At 72.0% G+C, this 19,520-nt stretch carries 19 protein-coding genes; 12 read left to right on the forward strand and 7 right to left on the reverse strand.

The features are described 5' to 3' along the window. Nucleotides 1–232: 232 nt before the first annotated feature. Nucleotides 233–1,993: a serine/threonine-protein kinase gene (locus IF45_RS0107940; RefSeq protein WP_030306463.1), complete on the reverse strand. Its 1,761-nt coding sequence runs from the start codon at nt 1,991–1,993 to the stop codon at nt 233–235. A 288-nt stretch (nt 1,994–2,281) separates the two neighbouring features. Here IF45_RS0107940 and IF45_RS0107945 point away from each other — a divergent pair, with 288 nt between their 5' ends. The 6 genes from IF45_RS0107945 to era all read left to right on the forward strand — a co-directional run bounded on the left by IF45_RS0107945 (nt 2,282) and on the right by era (nt 7,223). Continuing rightward, on the forward strand, nt 2,282–3,298 hold the full coding sequence (locus tag IF45_RS0107945; RefSeq protein ID WP_165397190.1) for a PhoH family protein: 1,017 nt from the start codon (nt 2,282–2,284) through the stop codon (nt 3,296–3,298). A 55-nt stretch (nt 3,299–3,353) separates the two neighbouring features. Then, a complete protein-coding gene (ybeY, locus tag IF45_RS0107950) occupies nt 3,354–3,851 on the forward strand; it encodes an rRNA maturation RNase YbeY (protein WP_003947970.1) in 498 nt (165 codons plus the stop codon). Further along, a complete protein-coding gene (locus IF45_RS0107955) occupies nt 3,848–5,173 on the forward strand; it encodes a hemolysin family protein (RefSeq protein ID WP_018468082.1) in 1,326 nt (441 codons plus the stop codon). The genes ybeY and IF45_RS0107955 overlap by 4 nt, the downstream gene beginning before the upstream one ends. 29 nt (nt 5,174–5,202) lie before the next feature. Further along, nucleotides 5,203–5,556, forward strand: coding sequence for an MmcQ/YjbR family DNA-binding protein (locus IF45_RS0107960; RefSeq protein ID WP_030306466.1), 354 nt, complete (start codon nt 5,203–5,205; stop codon nt 5,554–5,556). A 34-nt stretch (nt 5,557–5,590) separates the two neighbouring features. Further along, nucleotides 5,591–5,944 carry a cytidine deaminase-like protein gene (locus IF45_RS0107965; RefSeq protein ID WP_015507914.1) on the forward strand — a complete coding sequence of 118 codons (354 nt, stop codon included), beginning with the start codon at nt 5,591–5,593 and terminating at the stop codon, nt 5,942–5,944. 337 nt (nt 5,945–6,281) lie between these two features. Next, complete coding sequence (gene era, locus IF45_RS0107970) at nt 6,282–7,223, forward strand: GTPase Era (protein WP_003947966.1); 942 nt, start codon at nt 6,282–6,284, stop codon at nt 7,221–7,223. Nucleotides 7,224–7,293: 70 nt separating this feature from the next. Here the strand turns inward: era and IF45_RS0107975 are convergent, their stop codons facing one another. Both IF45_RS0107975 and IF45_RS0107980 read right to left on the reverse strand, forming a co-directional pair. Continuing rightward, on the reverse strand, nt 7,294–7,560 hold the full coding sequence (locus IF45_RS0107975) for a protealysin inhibitor emfourin (RefSeq protein WP_003947965.1): 267 nt from the start codon (nt 7,558–7,560) through the stop codon (nt 7,294–7,296). A 56-nt stretch (nt 7,561–7,616) separates the two neighbouring features. After that, nucleotides 7,617–8,756: a M4 family metallopeptidase gene (locus tag IF45_RS0107980; RefSeq protein ID WP_030306469.1), complete on the reverse strand. Its 1,140-nt coding sequence runs from the start codon at nt 8,754–8,756 to the stop codon at nt 7,617–7,619. 299 nt (nt 8,757–9,055) lie between these two features. Here IF45_RS0107980 and leuA point away from each other — a divergent pair, with 299 nt between their 5' ends. From leuA to IF45_RS0108005, 5 genes are all read left to right on the forward strand, one after another. Further along, nucleotides 9,056–10,849 carry a 2-isopropylmalate synthase gene (leuA, locus tag IF45_RS0107985; RefSeq protein WP_008405672.1) on the forward strand — a complete coding sequence of 598 codons (1,794 nt, stop codon included), beginning with the start codon at nt 9,056–9,058 and terminating at the stop codon, nt 10,847–10,849. 213 nt (nt 10,850–11,062) lie between these two features. Next, nucleotides 11,063–11,764 carry a TerB family tellurite resistance protein gene (locus IF45_RS0107990; protein ID WP_010637793.1) on the forward strand — a complete coding sequence of 234 codons (702 nt, stop codon included), beginning with the start codon at nt 11,063–11,065 and terminating at the stop codon, nt 11,762–11,764. A gap of 15 nt (nt 11,765–11,779) precedes the next feature. Then, nucleotides 11,780–12,418, forward strand: a complete 639-nt coding sequence (locus IF45_RS0107995) for a DUF3558 domain-containing protein (RefSeq protein WP_030306471.1) — start codon at nt 11,780–11,782, stop codon at nt 12,416–12,418. Nucleotides 12,419–12,494: 76 nt separating this feature from the next. Next, the gene (gene recO / locus IF45_RS0108000) at nt 12,495–13,241 is read left to right on the forward strand and encodes a DNA repair protein RecO (RefSeq protein WP_003947960.1); all 747 of its coding nucleotides are present in this window, start codon (nt 12,495–12,497) and stop codon (nt 13,239–13,241) included. Nucleotides 13,242–13,323: 82 nt separating this feature from the next. Then, nucleotides 13,324–14,154 (forward strand): isoprenyl transferase, encoded by an 831-nt coding sequence (locus tag IF45_RS0108005; protein ID WP_008405666.1) that lies wholly within the window; start codon nt 13,324–13,326, stop codon nt 14,152–14,154. A gap of 90 nt (nt 14,155–14,244) precedes the next feature. On the opposite strand, the gene IF45_RS0108010 is transcribed toward IF45_RS0108005, so the two are convergent. From IF45_RS0108010 to IF45_RS0108025, 4 genes are all read right to left on the reverse strand, one after another. Beyond that, nucleotides 14,245–14,673 (reverse strand): Fur family transcriptional regulator, encoded by a 429-nt coding sequence (locus tag IF45_RS0108010; protein ID WP_026048008.1) that lies wholly within the window; start codon nt 14,671–14,673, stop codon nt 14,245–14,247. Nucleotides 14,674–14,824: 151 nt separating this feature from the next. Beyond that, nucleotides 14,825–15,730, reverse strand: coding sequence for a metal ABC transporter permease (locus IF45_RS0108015; protein ID WP_003947957.1), 906 nt, complete (start codon nt 15,728–15,730; stop codon nt 14,825–14,827). After that, nucleotides 15,730–16,527 carry a metal ABC transporter ATP-binding protein gene (locus IF45_RS0108020; protein ID WP_003947956.1) on the reverse strand — a complete coding sequence of 266 codons (798 nt, stop codon included), beginning with the start codon at nt 16,525–16,527 and terminating at the stop codon, nt 15,730–15,732. The genes IF45_RS0108015 and IF45_RS0108020 overlap by 1 nt, the downstream gene beginning before the upstream one ends. Nucleotides 16,528–16,571: 44 nt before the next feature. Next, on the reverse strand, nt 16,572–17,597 hold the full coding sequence (locus tag IF45_RS0108025) for a metal ABC transporter substrate-binding protein (RefSeq protein WP_030306473.1): 1,026 nt from the start codon (nt 17,595–17,597) through the stop codon (nt 16,572–16,574). 278 nt (nt 17,598–17,875) lie between these two features. Here IF45_RS0108025 and IF45_RS0108030 point away from each other — a divergent pair, with 278 nt between their 5' ends. Continuing rightward, a complete protein-coding gene (locus IF45_RS0108030) occupies nt 17,876–19,258 on the forward strand; it encodes a glycine--tRNA ligase (RefSeq protein WP_003947954.1) in 1,383 nt (460 codons plus the stop codon). Nucleotides 19,259–19,520: the final 262 nt, after the last annotated feature.

Here is a 19,520-nt window from a genome sequence, read left to right on the forward strand (position 1 = left end):
ACCGTGCCGGTCATGGAGGTGGCCTCAGGCGCCGGCCGGGCTGTCGGTGGGGGGTGCTGTCCGGCTTTCCGTGCCGGTTCACGATGGCCTCAAGCGCCGGCCGGGCTGGGGGTTTGCCGGGCTGGGATGTGCCGGGATGTGCGGGCCGTTCGACCGTGGCGGTCAAAGATGGCCTCAAGCGCCGGCCGGGCTGGATTTGGCCGGGCTGGGTTCTGGCCGGGCTGATTTGGCCTCAGGTCGCTGTCCAGCGTTGGGACGGGCTTCCCGTGCACTGGGTGGTGGTGATGCGGGAGCCGTTGACTGTGTCGAGGCAGCCGCCGGTGCCTACGCTTTTCAGGGTGCCTTCTGGGCCGGTGCGCCAGCGGCGGCTTTCGGCCTGGTTGCAGGAGAGGAGCAGGGTGCCTCCGGCGCCGGAGGAGAGGCAGCTGCGGCCCGACTCGTGGACGATCTCGAAAGAGCCGTCCGAGAGGGGGCGGAAGGCCCAGACCGTGCCGGAGCCGTTGCAGGCGGCGGTGGTGGGTGGGCTGTTGAACGGGGCGGCCAGGCATTTGGCGTTCTCGCCGTTGCGGTAGCGGTGGGCGCCGGACGGGGGCTTGGCGTCCCCGTCGGGGTCTTCGGTGGGGGCGGAGCCGCCACCGGCGCCGGAGGAGCTGGAGCCGCCGGAACCGTTGCCCTTGTCCCCGGTGCCGGGGGCATCGGCTCCGTTCTCCGAGTCGTTCCCCTGGCCTGCGCCCTTGTCGGCGTCCTTGTCTTCCTTGTCCCCGTCCGCATCTTTCTTCTCGTCCTTCTCCTTCTCCTTGTCCTTGGCGGACGTTGCGGGGGAGGCCGGGCCGGACGGGCCCGTGCCCGGGGTGGTGGGGGCCGAGGCGCTGAGGGAGGGAGCGGGGCCGGTGGGGTCGTCGGCGTCGGAGATGTGGGGGAGCAGCTGGACGGCGAGGGTCGCGCCGCCCGCGATGACGACGGGGACGACGGCGAGGAGGACGCGGGTGCGGCGGCGCTCGGCGGGAGGCTTCGGGCCGGACTTCCTGCCCAGGTTGAGCGTCTCGACGGAGACGGGGGGCGGGGAACCGGGCTCCTGGACGTGCGCAGCGAAGGCCGCCTTCGCGGCCAGGTCGGCGCTGAAGGAGTCCGGCCACAGGGGCGCGGTGGACGGGCCGTGTTCCGTGGCGCGCCGGACCAGCTCGGCGGCGGTGGGACGGGCCTCGGGGTCCTTGGCGAGGCAGGCGGTGACGAGGTCGGCGAGGGCGGGGTCCAGCTCCCGTACCGCCTCCAGGTCGGGCTCCTCGTGCACGATGCGGTACAGGACGGCGGGGCCGGACTCCTCGCCGAAGGGCGGGTTGCCGCCCGCCGCGTAGGCGATGACCGAGCCCAGCGCGAACACGTCGACGGCGCCGGTCAGGTCGCGTCGTGTGACGGCCTGTTCGGGGGCCATGTAGGCGGGGGTGCCGACCACCACGCCGCTCCGGGTCAGCTGGCTCTGCTCGGTGGCCCGGGCCACGCCGAAGTCGATGACCGTCGCGCCCTCGACCGTCAGCATCACGTTGGACGGCTTCAGGTCCCGGTGGACCATGCCGAGTCCGTGCACCGGGACCAGCCCTGCGGCGGCCTCGCGCAGCAGCAGCCAGACCGCCTCGGCGGGCAGCGGGCCCTGGTGGAGCCGGACGGCGTCGCTCAGGGTGAGCCCGGGTACGTAGGCGGTGGCGAGCCACGGGGGACGGGCGTCGCGGTCGCTGGCGAGCAGGGGGGCGGTGGCCTCCGGGGGCAGCCGGGAGAGGTTGTCCAGCTCGTGGCCGAAGCGGCGGACGAAGTCCTGGTCCTCGCCGGCGACCGAGGGCAGCACCTGTTTGACGGCGACGTACCGCCCCTCGTGGACGCCGAGGAAGACGCGCCCCATCCCGCCCGTCCCGAGACGGCCCGCGAGGCGGATGCCGCCGATGTGGGCCGGGTCGTCCGGTCGCAGCGGCTCGGCCCCGCTGCCGGTCAGGTCGAACACGCCCACTCTTCTCCCCCGTGGCACACCGTCTGATCCAGGCGAAGTCTGGCCAGCGGGTACAGGGAGGGGAAGCACTTTCTGGAAAAACGCTCCAGAAATTCACGCGGACGTGCACCCCGGGCCGACGCCACCTCCAGGCGGCTCCCGCACGGCCGGGGCGCGCGGGTGGCGGCATGTCGAAAAGCTCTTCGGGTGGAGGTGGGCGGGGACGTACGCTGGGGGTCTAGGCGGGCCGTCGGAGGACGGCTTCCCTGAGCGAGGAGGACGAGCAGGCTGAAAAGCCGGCCCATGACGCAGACACCGACAGGACCGAGCCCCGCACGGGGGCAGGCGCGCGCCCAGTTCACCGTTCCGGCGAAGCACCCGATGGTGACCGTGCTGGGATCCGGAGACGCGCTGCTGCGCGTGATCGAGAAGGCTTTCCCGGCAGCCGACATCCACGTCCGGGGCAATGAGATCAGCGCGACCGGCGACCCGGCGGAGGTCGCCCTGGTCCAGCGGTTGTTCGACGAGATGATGCTGGTGCTCCGCACCGGTCAGCCGATGACGGAGGACGCAGTGGAACGCTCGATCGCCATGCTGAGGGCGAGCGAGGAGGGCACGGGCCCGGAGGAGACCCCGGCCGAGGTCCTGACCCAGAACATCCTCTCCTCGCGCGGCCGCACCATCCGCCCGAAGACGCTCAACCAGAAGCGGTACGTCGACGCCATCGACAAGCACACGGTGATCTTCGGCATCGGCCCGGCCGGTACCGGCAAGACCTACCTGGCGATGGCCAAGGCCGTGCAGGCGCTCCAGTCCAAGCAGGTCAACCGGATCATCCTGACCCGGCCGGCCGTCGAGGCGGGCGAGCGGCTCGGCTTCCTGCCCGGCACGCTGTACGAGAAGATCGACCCGTACCTGCGCCCGCTCTACGACGCGCTGCACGACATGCTCGACCCCGACTCCATCCCCCGCCTCATGGCGGCCGGGACCATCGAGGTCGCCCCGCTGGCGTACATGCGCGGCCGGACGCTCAACGACGCGTTCATCATTCTCGACGAGGCCCAGAACACCAACCCGGAACAGATGAAGATGTTCCTCACCCGGCTGGGCTTCGAGTCGAAGATCGTCATCACCGGTGACGTCACCCAGGTCGACCTGCCGAGCGGCACCAAGAGCGGCCTGCGCCAGGTGCAGGACATCCTGGAGGGCGTGGACGACGTCCATTTCTCCCGCCTCACCTCCGAGGACGTGGTCCGGCACAAGCTGGTCGGCCGTATCGTCGAGGCGTACGAGAAGTACGACAACCGAGACGGCCGCTGAGGCGGCCTCCTCCGTCCGCGCCCCCGGGCACGCCCAGCAGGAGTACAGCAGCACCATGTCGATCGACGTCAACAACGAGTCCGGAACCGAGGTCGACGAGCGCGCGATCCTCGACATCGCCCGCTACGCGCTGGCGAGGATGCGTATCCACCCGCTCTCGGAACTGTCGGTGATCGTCGTCGACCCCGAGGCGATGGAGCAGCTGCACATCCAGTGGATGGACCTGCCGGGGCCCACCGACGTCATGTCCTTCCCGATGGACGAACTGCGTCCGCCGGTCAAGGACGAGGAGGAGCCCCCGCAGGGCCTGCTCGGCGACATCGTGCTCTGCCCGGACGTCGCCCGGCAGCAGGGTCAGGACGCGCCGACCCAGCACTCCATGGACGAGGAGCTCCAGCTCCTCACCGTCCACGGCGTGCTGCACCTGCTCGGCTACGACCACGAGGAGCCGGGCGAGAAGGCCGAGATGTTCGGCCTCCAGCAGGCCATCGTGGACGGCTGGCGCGAGGAGAACGGGCTGACCGGCCCCTCCCCGGCCCCGACCGTCTCATGATCGGCGGCCTGCTCACCGGCGCCGTCCTGCTGGTCGTCGTCGCCTGGCTGGCCGCCTGCGCCGAGGCGGGGCTGGCCCGCGTCTCCAGCTTCCGGGCCGAGGGCGCCGTCCGCGCGGGCCGGCGCGGCAGCGCCAAGCTGGCCCAGGTCGCCGAGGACCCCACGCGCTACCTCAACGTCGCGCTGCTCGTCCGGGTCGCCTGCGAGATGGCCGCCGCCGCCCTCGTGACGTACGTCTGCGTCGAGCGGATCAGCGTCACCTGGGAGGCTCTGGCCGTCGCCATCGCGGTGATGGTCCTGGTCAGCTACGTGGCGGTCGGGGTCTCCCCGCGCACCATCGGCCGCCAGCACCCGCTGAACACGGCCACGGCCGCCGCGTACGTCCTGCTGCCGCTCGCCCGGATCATGGGCCCGGTCCCCAAGCTGCTGATCCTGCTCGGCAACGCCCTCACCCCCGGCAAGGGGTTCCGGCAGGGCCCGTTCGCCAGCGAGGCGGAGCTGCGGGCGCTGGTCGACCTCGCCGAGAAGGAGCAGCTCATCGAGGACGAGGAGCGCCGCATGGTGCACTCCGTCTTCGAACTGGGCGACACGCTCGTCCGCGAGGTGATGGTGCCCCGCACCGACCTGGTCTCCATCGAGCGGTACAAGACGATCCGCCAGGCCCTCACCCTCGCCCTGCGCTCCGGTTTCTCGCGGATACCGGTGACCGGGGAGAGCGAGGACGACGTCGTCGGCGTCGTCTACCTCAAGGACCTCGCCCGCAAGACCCACATCAGCCGCGACGCCGAGACCGAACTGGTCTCCACCGCGATGCGGCCCGCCGTCTTCGTCCCCGACACCAAGAACGCCGGGGACCTGCTGCGCGAGATGCAGCAGCAGCGCAACCACGTCGCCGTCGTCATCGACGAGTACGGCGGCACCGCCGGGATCGTCACCATCGAGGACATCCTGGAGGAGATCGTCGGCGAGATCACCGACGAGTACGACCGGGAGCTGCCGCCCGTCGAGGAGCTGGGGGAGGGCCGCTGCCGCGTCACCGCCCGCCTCGACATCGGCGACCTCGGCCGCCTCTACGGCCTGGAGTCCTACGACGACGAGGACGTGGAGACCGTCGGCGGCCTGCTCGCCAAGGCGCTCGGCCGGGTCCCGATCGCCGGGGCGGGCGCGGTCGTCCCGCTCCCCGACGGGCGCGGTCTGCGCCTCACCGCCGAGGACTCGGCCGGCCGCCGGAACAAGGTCGCGACGGTCCTCGTCGAACCGCTCGACCAGCACGAGGCGGCGGAAGCCGTCGCCGCCGAGGAGGACCGGGAGACCGACTGGTGAACACGCGCGGGAGCGGTACGGACGACGCCCTGGACGCGGAGGGCCTGCGGGCCTTCTGCCTCTCCTTCAACGGAGCCGCCGAGGAGTTCCCCTTCGACCCGGAGACCTCCGTCTTCAAGGTCGAGGGGAAGGTCTTCGCCCTCACCGACCTCGGCGCCGACCCGCTGAAGATCTCCCTCAAGTGCGACCCGGACGAGGCGGTACGCCTGCGCGCCGCCCACCCCGGGATCGTCCCCGGCTGGCACCTCAACAAGCGCCACTGGAACACGGTCACCGTCGCCCCGCTCCCGCCCCGCCAGCTCCGCGAACTGATCGAGGACTCCTACGACCTGGTGGTGGCGGGCCTGCCCCGCGCGGTCCGCCTCCGCCTCGACCGGCCCTGAGGCCCCGCACCGCGCACCTCTTATGCTCGGGACCATGACCGAGAGCACCGAGCTGCACCCCGAGGACCGCAAGATCGTGACCCTGGCCCGCTCCGCCCGGGCCCGCAACGGGGTCCCGGAGGGCGCCGCCGTCCGCGACGAGACCGGCCGCACCTACGTCGCCGGCACCGTCACCCTCGACTCCCTCCAGCTCAGCGCCCTGCGCACCGCCGTCGCCATGGCCGTCGCCTCCGGCGCCCGCTCCCTCGAAGCCGCCGCCGTCGTCACCACGGCCGACCACCTCCCCCCGGAGGACCGCTCCGCCGTCACCGACCTCGGCGGCCCCACCACCCCCATCCACCTCGCCACCCCCGACGGCACAGTCCACGACACCCTCACCACAACCTGAGCACCACACTCACCACCCCGACCGGCCCAAGAACAGCCCGGCCGGCGCTTGAGGCCATCTTGTACGCGCGGCGTCCCACCGGACCTGAGCCCCAACTCAGCCCGGCCGGCGCTTGAGGCCAACAATCAGCCCGGCCGGCGCCTGAGGCCAAAAATCAGCCCGGCCGGCGTTTGAGGCCATCCTGTACGGGCGGCGGCCCACCGAACCCAAGCCACCCTCCCCGCCCGTCAGGGCACCAAAGACAAGGCTCCCCGGGCCACAGCCAGGGCCAAGGCCAAACAGGCCACCCCCAGAACCCGGGGTCCAAGGACCCCCACGCATCGGGGACAATGGGCGCATGAGCGCCCCCTCCTCCTCCGCCACCCCCGCGCACCGCGCGGGCTTCGCGTGCTTCGTCGGCCGTCCGAACGCGGGCAAGTCCACCCTGACGAACGCACTCGTCGGGCAGAAGGTCGCGATCACCTCCAACCGGCCGCAGACCACCCGCCACACCGTGCGCGGCATCGTCCACCGGCCCGATGCGCAGCTGATCCTGGTCGACACCCCCGGCCTCCACAAGCCGCGCACCCTCCTGGGCGAGCGGCTCAACGACGTGGTCCGCACCACCTGGGCCGAGGTCGACGTCATCGGCTTCTGCCTCCCGGCCGACCAGAAGCTCGGCCCCGGCGACCGCTTCATCGCCAAGGAGATCGCCGGGATCAAGAAGACCCCGAAGGTGGCCGTCGTCACCAAGACCGACCTGGTCGACGGCAAGCAGCTCGCCGAGCAGCTGATCGCCGTCGACCAGCTCGCGGCCGAGCTGGGCTTCGAGTGGGCCGAGATCATCCCGGTCTCCGCCGTCAAGGGCGACCAGGTCGAGCTGCTGACGGACCTCCTGGCCCCGCTGATGCCGGAGGGCCCCGCGCTCTACCCCGAGGGCGACCTCACCGACGAGCCCGAGCAGGTCATGGTGGCCGAGCTGATCCGCGAGGCCGCCCTGGAGGGTGTCCGCGACGAGCTGCCGCACTCCATCGCCGTCGTCGTCGAGGAGATGCTGCCCCGCGAGGACCGTCCCGCCGACAAGCCGCTGCTCGACATCCACGCCAACGTCTTCATCGAGCGCCCCAGCCAGAAGGGGATCATCATCGGCCCCAAGGGCAAGCGCCTGAAGGAGGTCGGCGTGAAGTCCCGCAAGCACATCGAGGCCCTTCTCGGCACCCCGGTCTTCCTCGACCTCCACGTCAAGGTCGCCAAGGACTGGCAGCGCGACCCGAAGCAACTCCGCCGCCTGGGCTTCTGAGGCCGCAGGGCCTTCGGGCGACGGAGCGGGCGGACCCGGTCCCGGGCCCGCCCGCTCCGGACGGTGGCGCCTAAGCTCCCTCCTTCAGCACCCGGGAGACCAGTTCGCGCTGGGCGGGGGTCAGGTGGGGGTCGGTGAAGTGGGCCGAGTGGCCGTCGACGGTCAGCTGGTAGGCGAAGCCGTCGGGGACGCCGGTGGCCGGGGCGGGGGTGGCGGTTTCCAGGGCGCGGGCGGCCAGCTCCTCCCAGACCTCGGCGTCGGGGAGCGAGGTGGTGTCCACCCCGGCCCGCCGCTCGATGCCGGAGAAGCCGCCGGTCCGTCGTACGTCGATGCGCATGCCCAAGTCCCTACCCGCCTCGCCCGCCCGGCACCGGGGTCCGGGCGGCCCGGCGGTCAGGAGTTCGCCCCCACCCCGACCTCGGACCAGGCCTTGAGGACGGCCTCGCGCTCCTCGCCCCGGCCGAACCGCTCCTCGGCCGCCTTGGCGGTGAGGGCCGCGAAGGCGGCGAAGTCGGCCTGCGCGCTCAGCTCGCCGCCGGTCAGCACGTCGTACCAGATCTGGCCGGCGCGCTCCCACGCCTTGCCGCGCAGGGCGGTGGCGACCAGGTAGAAGGCGCGGTTGGGGATGCCGGAGTTGATGTGGACGCCGCCGTTGTCCTGGTCGGTCTCGACGTAGTCGGCCATGGAGCCGGGCTGGGGGTCCTTGCCGAGGACGTCGTCGTCGTAGGCCGTGCCGGGCTCCTTCATGGAGCGCAGGGCCTTGCCCTCGACGCGCGGGCCGAGCACGTCGGCGCCGATCAGCCAGTCGGCGTCCTCGGCGTTCTGCCCCAGCGTGTACTGCTTGAGGAGGGAGCCGAAGACGTCGGAGACCGATTCGTTGAGCGCGCCGGGCTGGCCGCGGTAGACGAGGTTGGCCGTGTACTGGGTGACGCCGTGGGCCAGCTCGTGGCCGATGACGTCGACGGGGAGGGTGAAGTCGAGGAAGACCTCGCCGTCGCCGTCGCCGAAGACCATCTGCTCGCCGTCCCAGAAGGCGTTGGCGTACTCCTTGCCGTAGTGGACGGTGGCGTTGAGCGGGAGGCCGCGGCCGTCGATGGAGTCGCGGCCGAAGCTCTTGAGGAAGAGCTCGAAGGTGGCGCCGAGCCCGGCGTAGGCGCGGTTGACGCTGGCGTCGCCGCCCGGGTCGGAGCCCTCGGCGCGGACCTTGACGCCGGGCAGCTCCTCGCGGGTCTCCGCGTCGTAGATGGTGCGCTGCGGGGTGGCCTCGGCGCCCTCGGCGCGGCGCGTCGCGGGCGGGGCGGCGGCGCGGGTGGCGGCGACGGCGCTGAGGCGGCGGGTCCGCTCGCGGGCGTCCCGCTCCAGGGTGCGGCGGGCGGGGACGGAGAGGACCGGGTCGTCCAGGTGGCTGAGGTGGTCCAGGACGTGCGGCGGCACGATCGTGCAGAAGACGGAGTGCGGGGCCGGGCGGACCAGAGCGGAGTCGGCGGCGGTGCGGGCGGTCGGGGTGCGCGTCGGGCGCTGGTTGTCGGTCATGAGACTGGCTTGCTCTCTGTGACCAGACTGAAACACTCCGTGCGGGAGATTAGCGAAATAGAGGGACTCGTCACCTCTGGGCCGTTACCTCACCCCGGTCCCGCATACTGATACACGTCAGCGCAACAGGGACGGCTCAGTTAGGCTGCGGAGCATCATGCGTTACGGGCTGCTTCTCCTTAGCTGCCGCGGCGAGGGCCTGTAGTCGAGGTCGACCCCCTCCCCGCGGAGTTCGGTGTTGCGGTGAACCCGCCGCCAGTCGGCCGTCTCCAGTGGACCACCGAGGAGCCCCGCGCATCATGTCGAACCCCGTTGACGTATCCCGTACCGCCACCGCCGACCAGCCGGTGAGCCGCCGGACCCCCCTCACCCGGGACAGCGTCACCCAGCGCCCCTCCGGCATGCCGACCGGCCGGTACCGCGGCTACGACGCCGTCGACCTGGCCGACCGCACCTGGCCCGAGCAGCGCGTCACCAAGGCCCCCCGCTGGCTCTCCACCGACCTGCGGGACGGCAACCAGGCCCTGATCGACCCCATGTCGCCCGCCCGTAAGCGCGAGATGTTCGACCTGCTCGTGCGGATGGGCTACAAGGAGATCGAGGTCGGCTTCCCCTCCTCCGGGGAGACGGACTACGCCTTCGTCCGCTCCATCATCGAAGAGGGCGCCATCCCCGAGGACGTGACCATCTCCGTCCTGACCCAGGCCCGCGAGGACCTGATCGAGCGCACCGTCCAGTCCCTGAAGGGCGCCCACCGCGCCACGGTCCACCTGTACAACGCCACCGCGCCCACCTTCCGCCGGGTCGTCTTCCGCGGTTCGCGCGAGGACGTCAGGCAGATCGCCGTCGACGGCACCCGGCTGGTCATGGAGTACGCCGAGAAGCTGCTGGACGCCCGGACCGCCTTCGGCTACCAGTACAGCCCGGAGATCTTCACCGACACGGAGCTGGACTTCGCGCTGGAGGTCTGCGAGGCGGTGATGGACGTCTGGCAGCCCGAGGAGGGCCGCGAGATCATCCTCAACCTGCCCGCCACCGTGGAGCGCTCCACCCCCTCCACCCACGCCGACCGGTTCGAGTGGATGTCGCGGAACCTGTCCCGCCGCGAGTTCGTCTGCCTCTCCACCCACCCGCACAACGACCGCGGCACCGCCGTGGCCGCCGCCGAGCTGGCCGTGATGGCCGGTGCCGACCGCGTCGAGGGCTGCCTGTTCGGGCAGGGCGAGCGCACCGGCAACGTCGACCTGGTCACCCTGGGCATGAACCTCTTCTCCCAGGGCGTCGACCCGATGATCGACTTCTCGCAGATCGACGAGGTCCGCAGGACCGCCGAGTACTGCAACCAGATGGAGGTCCACCCGCGCCACCCCTACGTCGGTGACCTCGTCTACACCGCCTTCTCCGGCTCCCACCAGGACGCCATCAAGAAGGGCTTCGACGCCATGGAGGCCGACGCGGCCGCCCAGGGCAAGACCGTCGACGACATCGAGTGGGCCGTCCCCTACCTGCCCATCGACCCCAAGGACGTCGGCCGCTCCTACGAGGCCGTCATCCGGGTCAACTCGCAGTCCGGCAAGGGCGGCATCGCCTACGTCCTGAAGAACGACCACCACCTCGATCTGCCGCGCCGCATGCAGATCGAGTTCTCCCGGCTGATCCAGGCCAAGACCGACGCCGACGGCGGCGAGGTCACCCCGGCCGCGATCTGGTCGACGTTCCAGGACGAGTACCTGCCCAACCCCGAGAACCCCTGGGGCCGCATCCAGATCCGCGCCGGCCAGACCACCACCGACGTCGAAGGCGTCGACCGGCTGACCGCCGAGGCCGTCGTCGACGGCGAGGAGACCGTCCTCACCGGCTCCGGCAACGGTCCGATCTCGGCCTTCTTCGACGCCCTGCAGACCGTCGGCATCGACGTACGCCTGCTCGACTACCAGGAGCACACCATGAGCGAGGGCGCCAACGCCGTCGCCGCCTCCTACATCGAGTGCGCCATCGACGACAAGGTGCTCTGGGGCATCGGCATCGACGCCAACACCACCCGCGCCTCCATGAAGGCCGTGGTCTCCGCGGTCAACCGCGCCGCCCGCTGATCCCGGCGGCGCCCGACGCCCCGCCCGTTCCGTACGCGGCGGGGCGTCGGGTTACGGCCAGGTCACACGCGCGGGGCTGACGCCGCCCGGTCCATGTGGCTAACATCACGTCCACACGGCAGCCCCACGCGGGCCCAGCCGCCGCCCCCGGGACGAGGCGACGGCCGCGCGGGGCACGGCGCGACGGTGCGCCAGATGCGACGGAGGTGCGACGTGCTGCCCAGGAGCCGACCAGGACGGGCCGCGGAGGACCGGCGCCCGCGCGTCTGCGGAGTCCGCACCCACTGGACCACCGTCGCCGACGGCGAGTTCCACTGCCCCGACTGCGGCGGCGACCGCAACTACCAGCGCCGCACCGGACGCCGCAGGCTCACCCTGCTCGGCCTGCCCGTGCTGCCCCGTGGCGAGGCCGGGCCCGTCGTCGAGTGCGCCTCCTGCGCCGGCCACTTCCCGACCGAGGTCCTCACCCGGCCCACCACCACCCGCTTCTCGGCCCTGCTCCGCGACGCCGTGCACACCGTCGCCCTCGCCGTCCTCGCCGCCGGCGGCACCGGCTCGCGCACAGCGCTGGCCGCCGCCGTGGAGGCGGTCCGCGACGCCGGGGACGAGGAGTGCACCGCCGAGCGGCTCACCGCCGTCGCCGACGCGCTGGCCGCCGACACCGGGCGCCGGACCGGCGGCGAGGACGGCGAGGCCCCGCTCGCCGCCGAGCTGCACGAGGCGCTCGACCCGCTCGCCCCGCACCTCGCCGACCTCGGCCGCGCCTCGCTGCTGCTGCGCGCCGCCGGCATCGCGCTGGCCGACGGCCCCTACACCCCGGCCGAACGCGACGTCCTCACCACCGTCGGTGCCGCTCTCACCCTGCCCCGCGAAGAGGTGGCCGACCTCCTCACCGCCGCCCGCACGCCCTCCTGAGCGGCGGGGACCCGGATGAACGGCACCCGCGCCACGGGCGGCGTCCGCGCGCAGCGCGGCGGGCTCGGGCCTGTCCGGACGGCCGTCGCCTGCGCGACGCTCGCCTGCCTCGTCCTCACCGGGGCTTCGTGCGCCCCGGCCCAGCCGTCGCCCGGCGGCTCGGGGGCGCCGGAGCGTACCGGGGCGCCCCGGGTGGACGAGCCGCTCGCCACCGAGGCGAAGAGGGCGTATCCGTGCGCCTCGCTGACCGACGCGCAGGCGGTCGCCGCCGGTGCGCCGCCGGGCACGGAACACCGGGCACTCCACGACGGCACCGGAGCGGCCTGCCTGTGGGAGCCCGAGGCGTCGGCCGAGGGGGCCAAGGTCACGGTGTCCTGGCCCAGTGACACCCCGGACCTGGACGTCCTGTACGGCCTCCGTGACGAACAGGCGTACTTCGAGGAGACCACCCTCCAGGGGTACCCGGCGGTGTTCGCCAAGCAGAACGACCGGCGGGACCGGCACTGCGTGCTCTACGTGGGGGTCTCCGACGACGCGGTGTTCTCCACGGCGGTGGACACCTTCGGCGAGGACGGGGCGCCAGGCCCCTGCGGCGCCGCCAGGAAGGCCGCGGAGAGCGTCGTGGACAATCTCCGGCAGAACCCCGCCGCCTGACCGGCCGGGGATCTCACACCCGGTACAGAGACCCCGCGCACCCGACGGGCCCCCGCCGTACGGGACAATGGGGCCCATGAGTCTGTTCCGCGACGACGGCATCGTGCTGCGCACCCAGAAGCTGGGTGAGGCGGACCGGATCATCACCTTCCTCACCCGCCGCTACGGCCGGGTCCGCGCCGTGGCGCGCGGGGTGCGGCGCACCAAGTCGAAGTTCGGCGCCCGGCTGGAGCCCTTCTCTCACGTCGACGTGCAGTACTTCGCCCGCGGCTCCGAGCTGATCGGCCGGGGCCTGCCGCTCTGCACCCAGACCGAGACCATCGCCGCGTACGGCTCCGGCATCGTCACCGACTACGACCGGTACACCGCAGGCACCGCCATGCTGGAGACCGCCGAGCGGTTCACCGACCACGAGGGCCAGCCCGCCGTCCAGCAGTACCTGCTGCTCGTCGGCGGGCTGCGCACCCTCGCCCGCGGCGAGCACGCGCCCCGGCTGGTTCTCGACGCCTTCCTGCTGCGCTCGCTCGCCGTCAACGGCTACGCGCCGAGCCTCGGCGACTGCGCGCGCTGCGGAATGCCCGGCCCGAACCGTTTCTTCTCCGTCGCCGCCGGCGGCAGCGTCTGCGGGGAGTGCCGGGTGCCCGGCAGCGTCGTACCCTCTGCGGAGGCCGTCGGCCTGCTCAGCGCGCTGCTCAGCGGCGACTGGGTGTCGGCGGACGCGTGCGAGGGGCGGCACGTGCGGGAGGGCAGCTCCCTCGTCTCCGCCTACCTGCACTGGCACCTGGAACGCGGACTGCGCTCGCTGCGGTACGTGGACAAGTAGCGGCCCGGCGCGGGCGGGGGCGACGCGCGGCGGCCCGCCACCGAGCACCTGAGATCTTTGAGAACTGGGAGACGAACACCTCATGGCACGACGCGGAATCCTCGGCCGCAACCGGCGCGACTACCAGACCCCCGAGCCGCACCCCTCGGGCGCCCGCCCGCCGAAGATCCCCGGCGAGCTGGTCCCCGGCCACGTCGCCGTCGTCATGGACGGCAACGGCCGCTGGGCCAAGGAGCGCGGCCTGCCCCGCACCGAGGGCCACAAGGTCGGCGAGGGCGTCGTCATGGACGTGCTCAAGGGCTGCCTGGAGATGGGCGTCAAGAACCTCTCCCTGTACGCCTTCTCCACCGAGAACTGGAAGCGCTCCCCGGAGGAGGTCCGCTTCCTCATGAACTTCAACCGCGACGTCATCGCCCGCCGCCGTGACGAGATGGACGCCCTCGGCATCCGTATCCGCTGGGTCGGCCGGATGCCCAAGCTGTGGAAGTCGGTCGTCCAGGAGCTCCAGATCGCCCAGGAGCAGACCAAGGACAACGACGCCATGACGCTGTACTTCTGCGTCAACTACGGCGGCCGCGCCGAGATCGCCGACGCCGCCCGGCGCATGGCCGAGGACGTCGCCGCCGGCCGCCTCGACCCGTCCAAGGTCGGCGAGAAGACGCTCCAGAAGTACCTGTACTACCCCGACATGCCCGACGTGGACCTCTTCGTCCGCCCCAGCGGCGAGCAGCGCACCTCCAACTACCTCATCTGGCAGAGCGCCTACGCCGAGATGGTCTTCCAGGACGTGCTCTGGCCCGACTTCGACCGCCGCGACCTGTGGCGCGCCTGCCTGGAGTACGCCCAGCGCGACCGCCGCTTCGGCGGCGCCGTCGAGGAGCCGCAGCCCTCGGTACCGCCTCAGCAGGGCTGACGGCGCCCGGCGGGCACGACGAGGCCCCTGGGGCGCGCAGGTGAGTTCCCGCGCGTCCCAGGGGCCTTCTGCGGCTTCCTGGGCCGGTGCCTACTTCTCGGGCCCGGCCGCGCTCGCGTGGCACTCGGCGCAGGTGCCGAAGATCTCCACCGTGTGGTCGACGTCGACGAAGCCGTGCGAGGCGGCGACCGAGTCCGCCCACTTCTCGACCGCGGGCCCCTCGACCTCGACCGCCTTGCCGCACACCCGGCAGACCAGGTGGTGATGGTGGTCCCCGGTCGAGCAGCGGCGGTACACCGCCTCGCCGTCGTGGGTGCGCAGGACGTCCACCTCGCCGGCGTCCGCCAGCGACTGGAGCGTGCGGTAGACCGTGGTCAGCCCGACCGAGTCGCCCTGGTGCTTGAGGATGTCGTGCAGGTCCTGGGCGCTGCGGAACTCGTCCACCTGGGCGAGAGCGGCGGCCACCGCCGCACGCTGCCGGGTGGACCGGCCCTTCACGGGGGGTCCTGCGGTCGTCACTACACGGTCCTTTCCCACTATTCGGAGCTTCGCTCGCCGCCGGGGCGCCACACGTCGTTGTCGAGCCACCCGACGTGCTCAACCGCTTCGCGGCCTGCGCGCGACGGGCGTCTCGACAACGACGCGCCCCTTTGGCTCCCGAAGCTCTGGTCTAGTCGTGGTTGGTCGGGGAGGCCGCGGTGCCGGTCTTCCCCTCGTCCAGGGTGCAGGATGCCACGTCCTCGGGGGAAGGCGCTGTTCCGCGTGCGCGGCGGCGGGCGAGGGGAGTGGCGGCCAGGCTCAGGATGAGGAAGACCACGATGGCCAGCAGGACGATGGCGGCGCCGGAAGGGGCGTCCACGTAGTACGTGGTGACGGTGCCGGCGAGGGAGACGACCACGCCGATGACCATGGCGCCGGCCAGGGTCGCGCCGAACCCCTTGGTGAGGCGCTGGGCGGCAGCGACCGGGATCACCATCATGGCGCTGACCAGCAGCAGGCCGACGATGCGCATGGCGACGGTGACGGTGACGGCGGCGGTCACCGCGATCACCAGGTTGAGCAGGCGGACCGGGAGGCCGGTGACGCGGGCGAACTCCTCGTCCTGGCAGACCGCGAAGAGCTGGCGGCGCAGGCCCAGCGTGACGGCCAGGACCAGCAGGGCGAGGACGACCACCGCCGTCAGGTCCTCGGGGGAGACCGTGGTGATGGAGCCGAAGAGATAGGTGTTGAGGTTGGCGGTGGAGCCGCCCGGCGCCAGGTTGATGATCATGACACCGCCGGCCATGCCGCCGTAGAAGAGCAGGGCCAGCGCCACGTCGCCGCTGGTCCGGCCCCGGGAGCGGATCAGCTCCATGCCGACCGAGCCGAGCACGGCGACCGCGGTGGCCATCCAGACCGGGCTGGTGTTGAGCAGGAAGCCGAGCGCCACGCCGGTCATCGCCACGTGCCCGATGCCGTCGCCCATGATCGCCTGGCGGCGCTGGACGAGGTAGGTGCCGATGGCCGGCGCGGTGAGGCCGACCAGGACCGCGGCGAGCAGCGCGCGCTGCATGAAGGCGTAGTCGAAGAGGTCCATCAGTCGAGCAGTCCCGTCCGGATCGGATCGGCGTTCTCGGGCGCCGCGTGCGGGTGTACGTGGTCGTGGCCGGGCAGGGCGTGCTGGCCGACGGCCTTCGGCGGCGGCCCGTCGTGGGCCACGCAGCCGTCGCGCAGGACGACGGCGCGGTCGATGAGCGGCTCCAGCGGGCCCAGCTCGTGCAGGACGAGCAGGACGGTGGCGCCCGCGTCGACCTGCGCGCGCAGGGTCTCGGCCAGCACCTCCTGGCTGGCCAGGTCGACGCCGGCCATCGGCTCGTCCATGATCAGCAGCTCGGGTTCGCCGGCCAGCGCGCGGGCGATCAGCACCCGCTGGTGCTGGCCGCCGGAGAGGGCGTTGACGGAGTCCTTGGCGCGGTCGGCCAGGCCCACCGCGCCAAGGGCGCGGTCGACGGCCTCGCGGTCGGCCTTGCGCAGCGGGCCCAGCCGGGTCCGGGAGAGGCGGCCGGAGGAGACGACCTCGCGGACGGTGGCGGGCACGCCGCCCGCGGCGGTGGTGCGCTGCGGGACGTAGCCCACGCGCGACCAGGCGCGGAAGCGGCGCAGCGGCGTGCCGAAGAGGCGGACCTCGCCGCGGGTGAGCGGGACCTGGCCGATGGCGGCGCGGACGGCGGTCGACTTGCCGGAGCCGTTGGCGCCGAGCAGGGCGACCACCTCGCCGCGGTGCACGGCGAGGTCGATGCCGCGCAGCACCGGGCGGGCGCCGAGGGCGGCGACGGCGTCGGTCAGCGAGACGACCGGGTCCGCGTCGGTGCGGGGGGAGGCTCCTGCGTTCACCGGGTCCTCCGTGCTGGCTCGGGGGCTGCGGGGGGCGGGGACGGTCACTTGGCGCCGAGCGCCTTCTTCAGGGCGGCCAGGTTGGCCTCCATGACCTCCAGGTAGTCGTCGCCCTGGGACTTGTCGGTGATGCCCTCCAGCGGGTCGAGCACCCCGGTGCGCAGCCCGGTGTCCTCGGCGAGGACCTTGGCGGTGCGGTCGCTGGCCAGGGTCTCGAAGAAGACGGTGGTCACCTTCTCCTGTGCGGCGATCTTCTGGAGCTCCTTCATCCGCGCCGGGCTGGGCTCGGACTCCGGGTCGACACCGGCAATGCTCTCCTGATCCAGGCCGTACCGCTCGGCGAGGTAGCCGAAGGCCGCGTGGGTGGTGATGAAGGTCCTGGTGTCGGTGTTCTTCAGACCGTCGCGGTAGTTCTGGTCGAGCTTCTTCAGCTTGCCGGTGAGGGCTTCGGTGTTCTTGCGGTAGTCGGTGGCGTGGTCGGGGTCGGCCTTCTGGAGGGCCTCGCCGACGCCGTCGGCCATCTCCGCGTACTTGACCGGGTCGAGCCAGACGTGCGGGTCGAGGCCGGAGTCGCCGTGGTCGTGGCCGTCGCCCTCCTCCTCGGCGTGGTCGTGGCCCTCCTCCTCGCCGTGGTCGTGCCCGTCGCCCTCGCCGTGGTCGTGGCCGTCTCCGCTGGAGGAGCCGTGCGCCTCCAGGGTGGTGAGGTCGGCCGCGTCGACGGTGTTCTTCACGCCGGCCTGGTCGACCGCCTTGTCGACGGCGGGCTGGAGGCCACGCAGGTAGAGCAGGACGTCGGCCTCGCTCATCTGGCCCGTCTGGCGCGGGGTGATGTCCAGGTCGTGGGGTTCGACGCCGGGGCCGGTCAGGGTGGTGACGTCGACGTGGTCGCCGCCGATCTGCTCGACGAGGAACTCCAGCGGGTAGAACGAGGCGGTCACGGCGAGCTTGCCGTCCGCGCTCCCGCCGGACTCGGCTCCGCCGCATGCCGACAGCACGCCCAGCGAGAGGGCGGCGGCGGAGGCGGTGAGGGCTATGCGGATCGAACGATTCCGGCCACGACGTATGTTCATGACACTCATTTTCAACAAAGGTGGAAACGATTGTCAAAAAATCCTTTCATCGCCACTCGGGATGCGCCACTCGGGGGAGGCCGCCGGAGGGTCGGAGTCCCACTTGTCCCGATGGCGTCCCGGGCGGCCGCCCGCATTGCCCCGTTCCGGCCGTCCGCGCTCCGGCGGATTTGATCCCGGGGGTGCGGGCGCCGGTAATCTGAGGTATTCGCCGGGCCGCGGCCGCACGTGAGCCCCGGCGGACCCACCAACCGCTTCGTCGTAATGAAGAGAGCACCGTGGCCGCCGACAAGATCGACAGCATCGTCAGCCTGAGCAAGCGCCGTGGCTTCGTCTACCCGAGCAGCGAGATCTACGGTGGCCAGCGCGCCGCCTGGGACTACGGACCGCTGGGCGTCGAGCTCAAGGAGAACATCAAGCGCCAGTGGTGGCGCTACATGGTCACCTCCCGTGACGAGGTCGTCGGTCTCGACTCCTCGGTGATCCTCGCCTCCGAGGTGTGGGTCGCCTCCGGTCACGTCGCCACGTTCAGCGACCCGCTGACCGAGTGCACCTCCTGCCACAAGCGCTTCCGCGCCGACCACCTGGAGGAGGCGTACGAGGCCAAGCACGGCCGCCTCCCCGAGAACGGCCTGGCCGACATCAACTGCCCGCACTGCGGCAACAAGGGCCAGTTCACCGAGCCCAAGGAGTTCTCGGGCCTGCTCTCCACCCACCTCGGCCCCACGCAGGACTCCGGCTCCATCGCCTACCTGCGCCCCGAGACCGCCCAGGGCATCTTCACCAACTTCGCCCAGGTGCAGCAGACCTCCCGCCGCAAGCCCCCGTTCGGCATCGCCCAGATGGGCAAGTCCTTCCGCAACGAGATCACGCCCGGCAACTTCATCTTCCGCACGCGCGAGTTCGAGCAGATGGAGATGGAGTTCTTCGTCAAGCCGGGCGAGGACGAGCAGTGGCAGGAGTACTGGATGGAGCAGCGCTGGAACTGGTACACCGGCCTGGGCCTGCGCGAGGAGAACATGCGGTGGTTCGAGCACCCGAAGGAGAAGCTCTCCCACTACTCCAAGCGCACCGCCGACATCGAGTACCGCTTCCAGTTCGGCGGCTCCGAGTGGGGTGAGCTGGAGGGCGTCGCCAACCGCACGGACTACGACCTCTCCGCCCACGCCAAGGCGTCCGGCCAGGACCTGTCCTTCTTCGACCAGGAGGCCGGCGAGCGCTGGACCCCCTACGTCATCGAGCCCGCCGCCGGTGTCGGCCGCGCCATGCTGGCCTTCATGCTCGACGCCTACATCGAGGACGAGGCGCCCAACGCCAAGGGCAAGCTGGAGAAGCGCACGGTCATGCGGTTCGACCCGCGCCTGGCCCCGGTCAAGGCCGCCGTGCTGCCGCTCTCGCGCAACCCCGAGCTGTCCCCGAAGGCCAAGGGCCTGGCGGCGGCGCTGCGCCAGCACTGGAACATCGAGTTCGACGACGCCGGCGCCATCGGCCGCCGCTACCGCCGCCAGGACGAGATCGGCACGCCGTTCTGCGTCACCGTCGACTTCGACACCCTGGACGACAACGCGGTGACCGTCCGCGAGCGCGACACCATGAAGCAGGAGCGGGTCTCCCTCGACCAGATCGAGGGCTACCTGGCCGCCCGCCTCGTGGGCTGCTGACCCACCCGGCACTCCCGGACGCCCCCGGTTCCCCTCGCGGGACCGGGGGCGTCCGGCTGTCCGGGGCCCCCGCCGAAAATGCGTCGCCGGCCCTCCCCGAGCCGGGTAGCCTCATCCGCATGTTCTCGATGACGCCTCTCTACGAGTGAGAGCGGGCGGGCCCGCGGCCCGTCCCCCACATCGTCCTTCCCCCTTCACCGCGCCGCGTCCGTCACGCGCCCGGGCCGCACCGGCCCGCCGTGCCACGGCGTGGAGGGTCGCG

The sequence above is a fragment of the Streptomyces albidoflavus genome, from assembly GCF_000719955.1.
Taxonomy (GTDB): domain Bacteria; phylum Actinomycetota; class Actinomycetes; order Streptomycetales; family Streptomycetaceae; genus Streptomyces; species Streptomyces albidoflavus.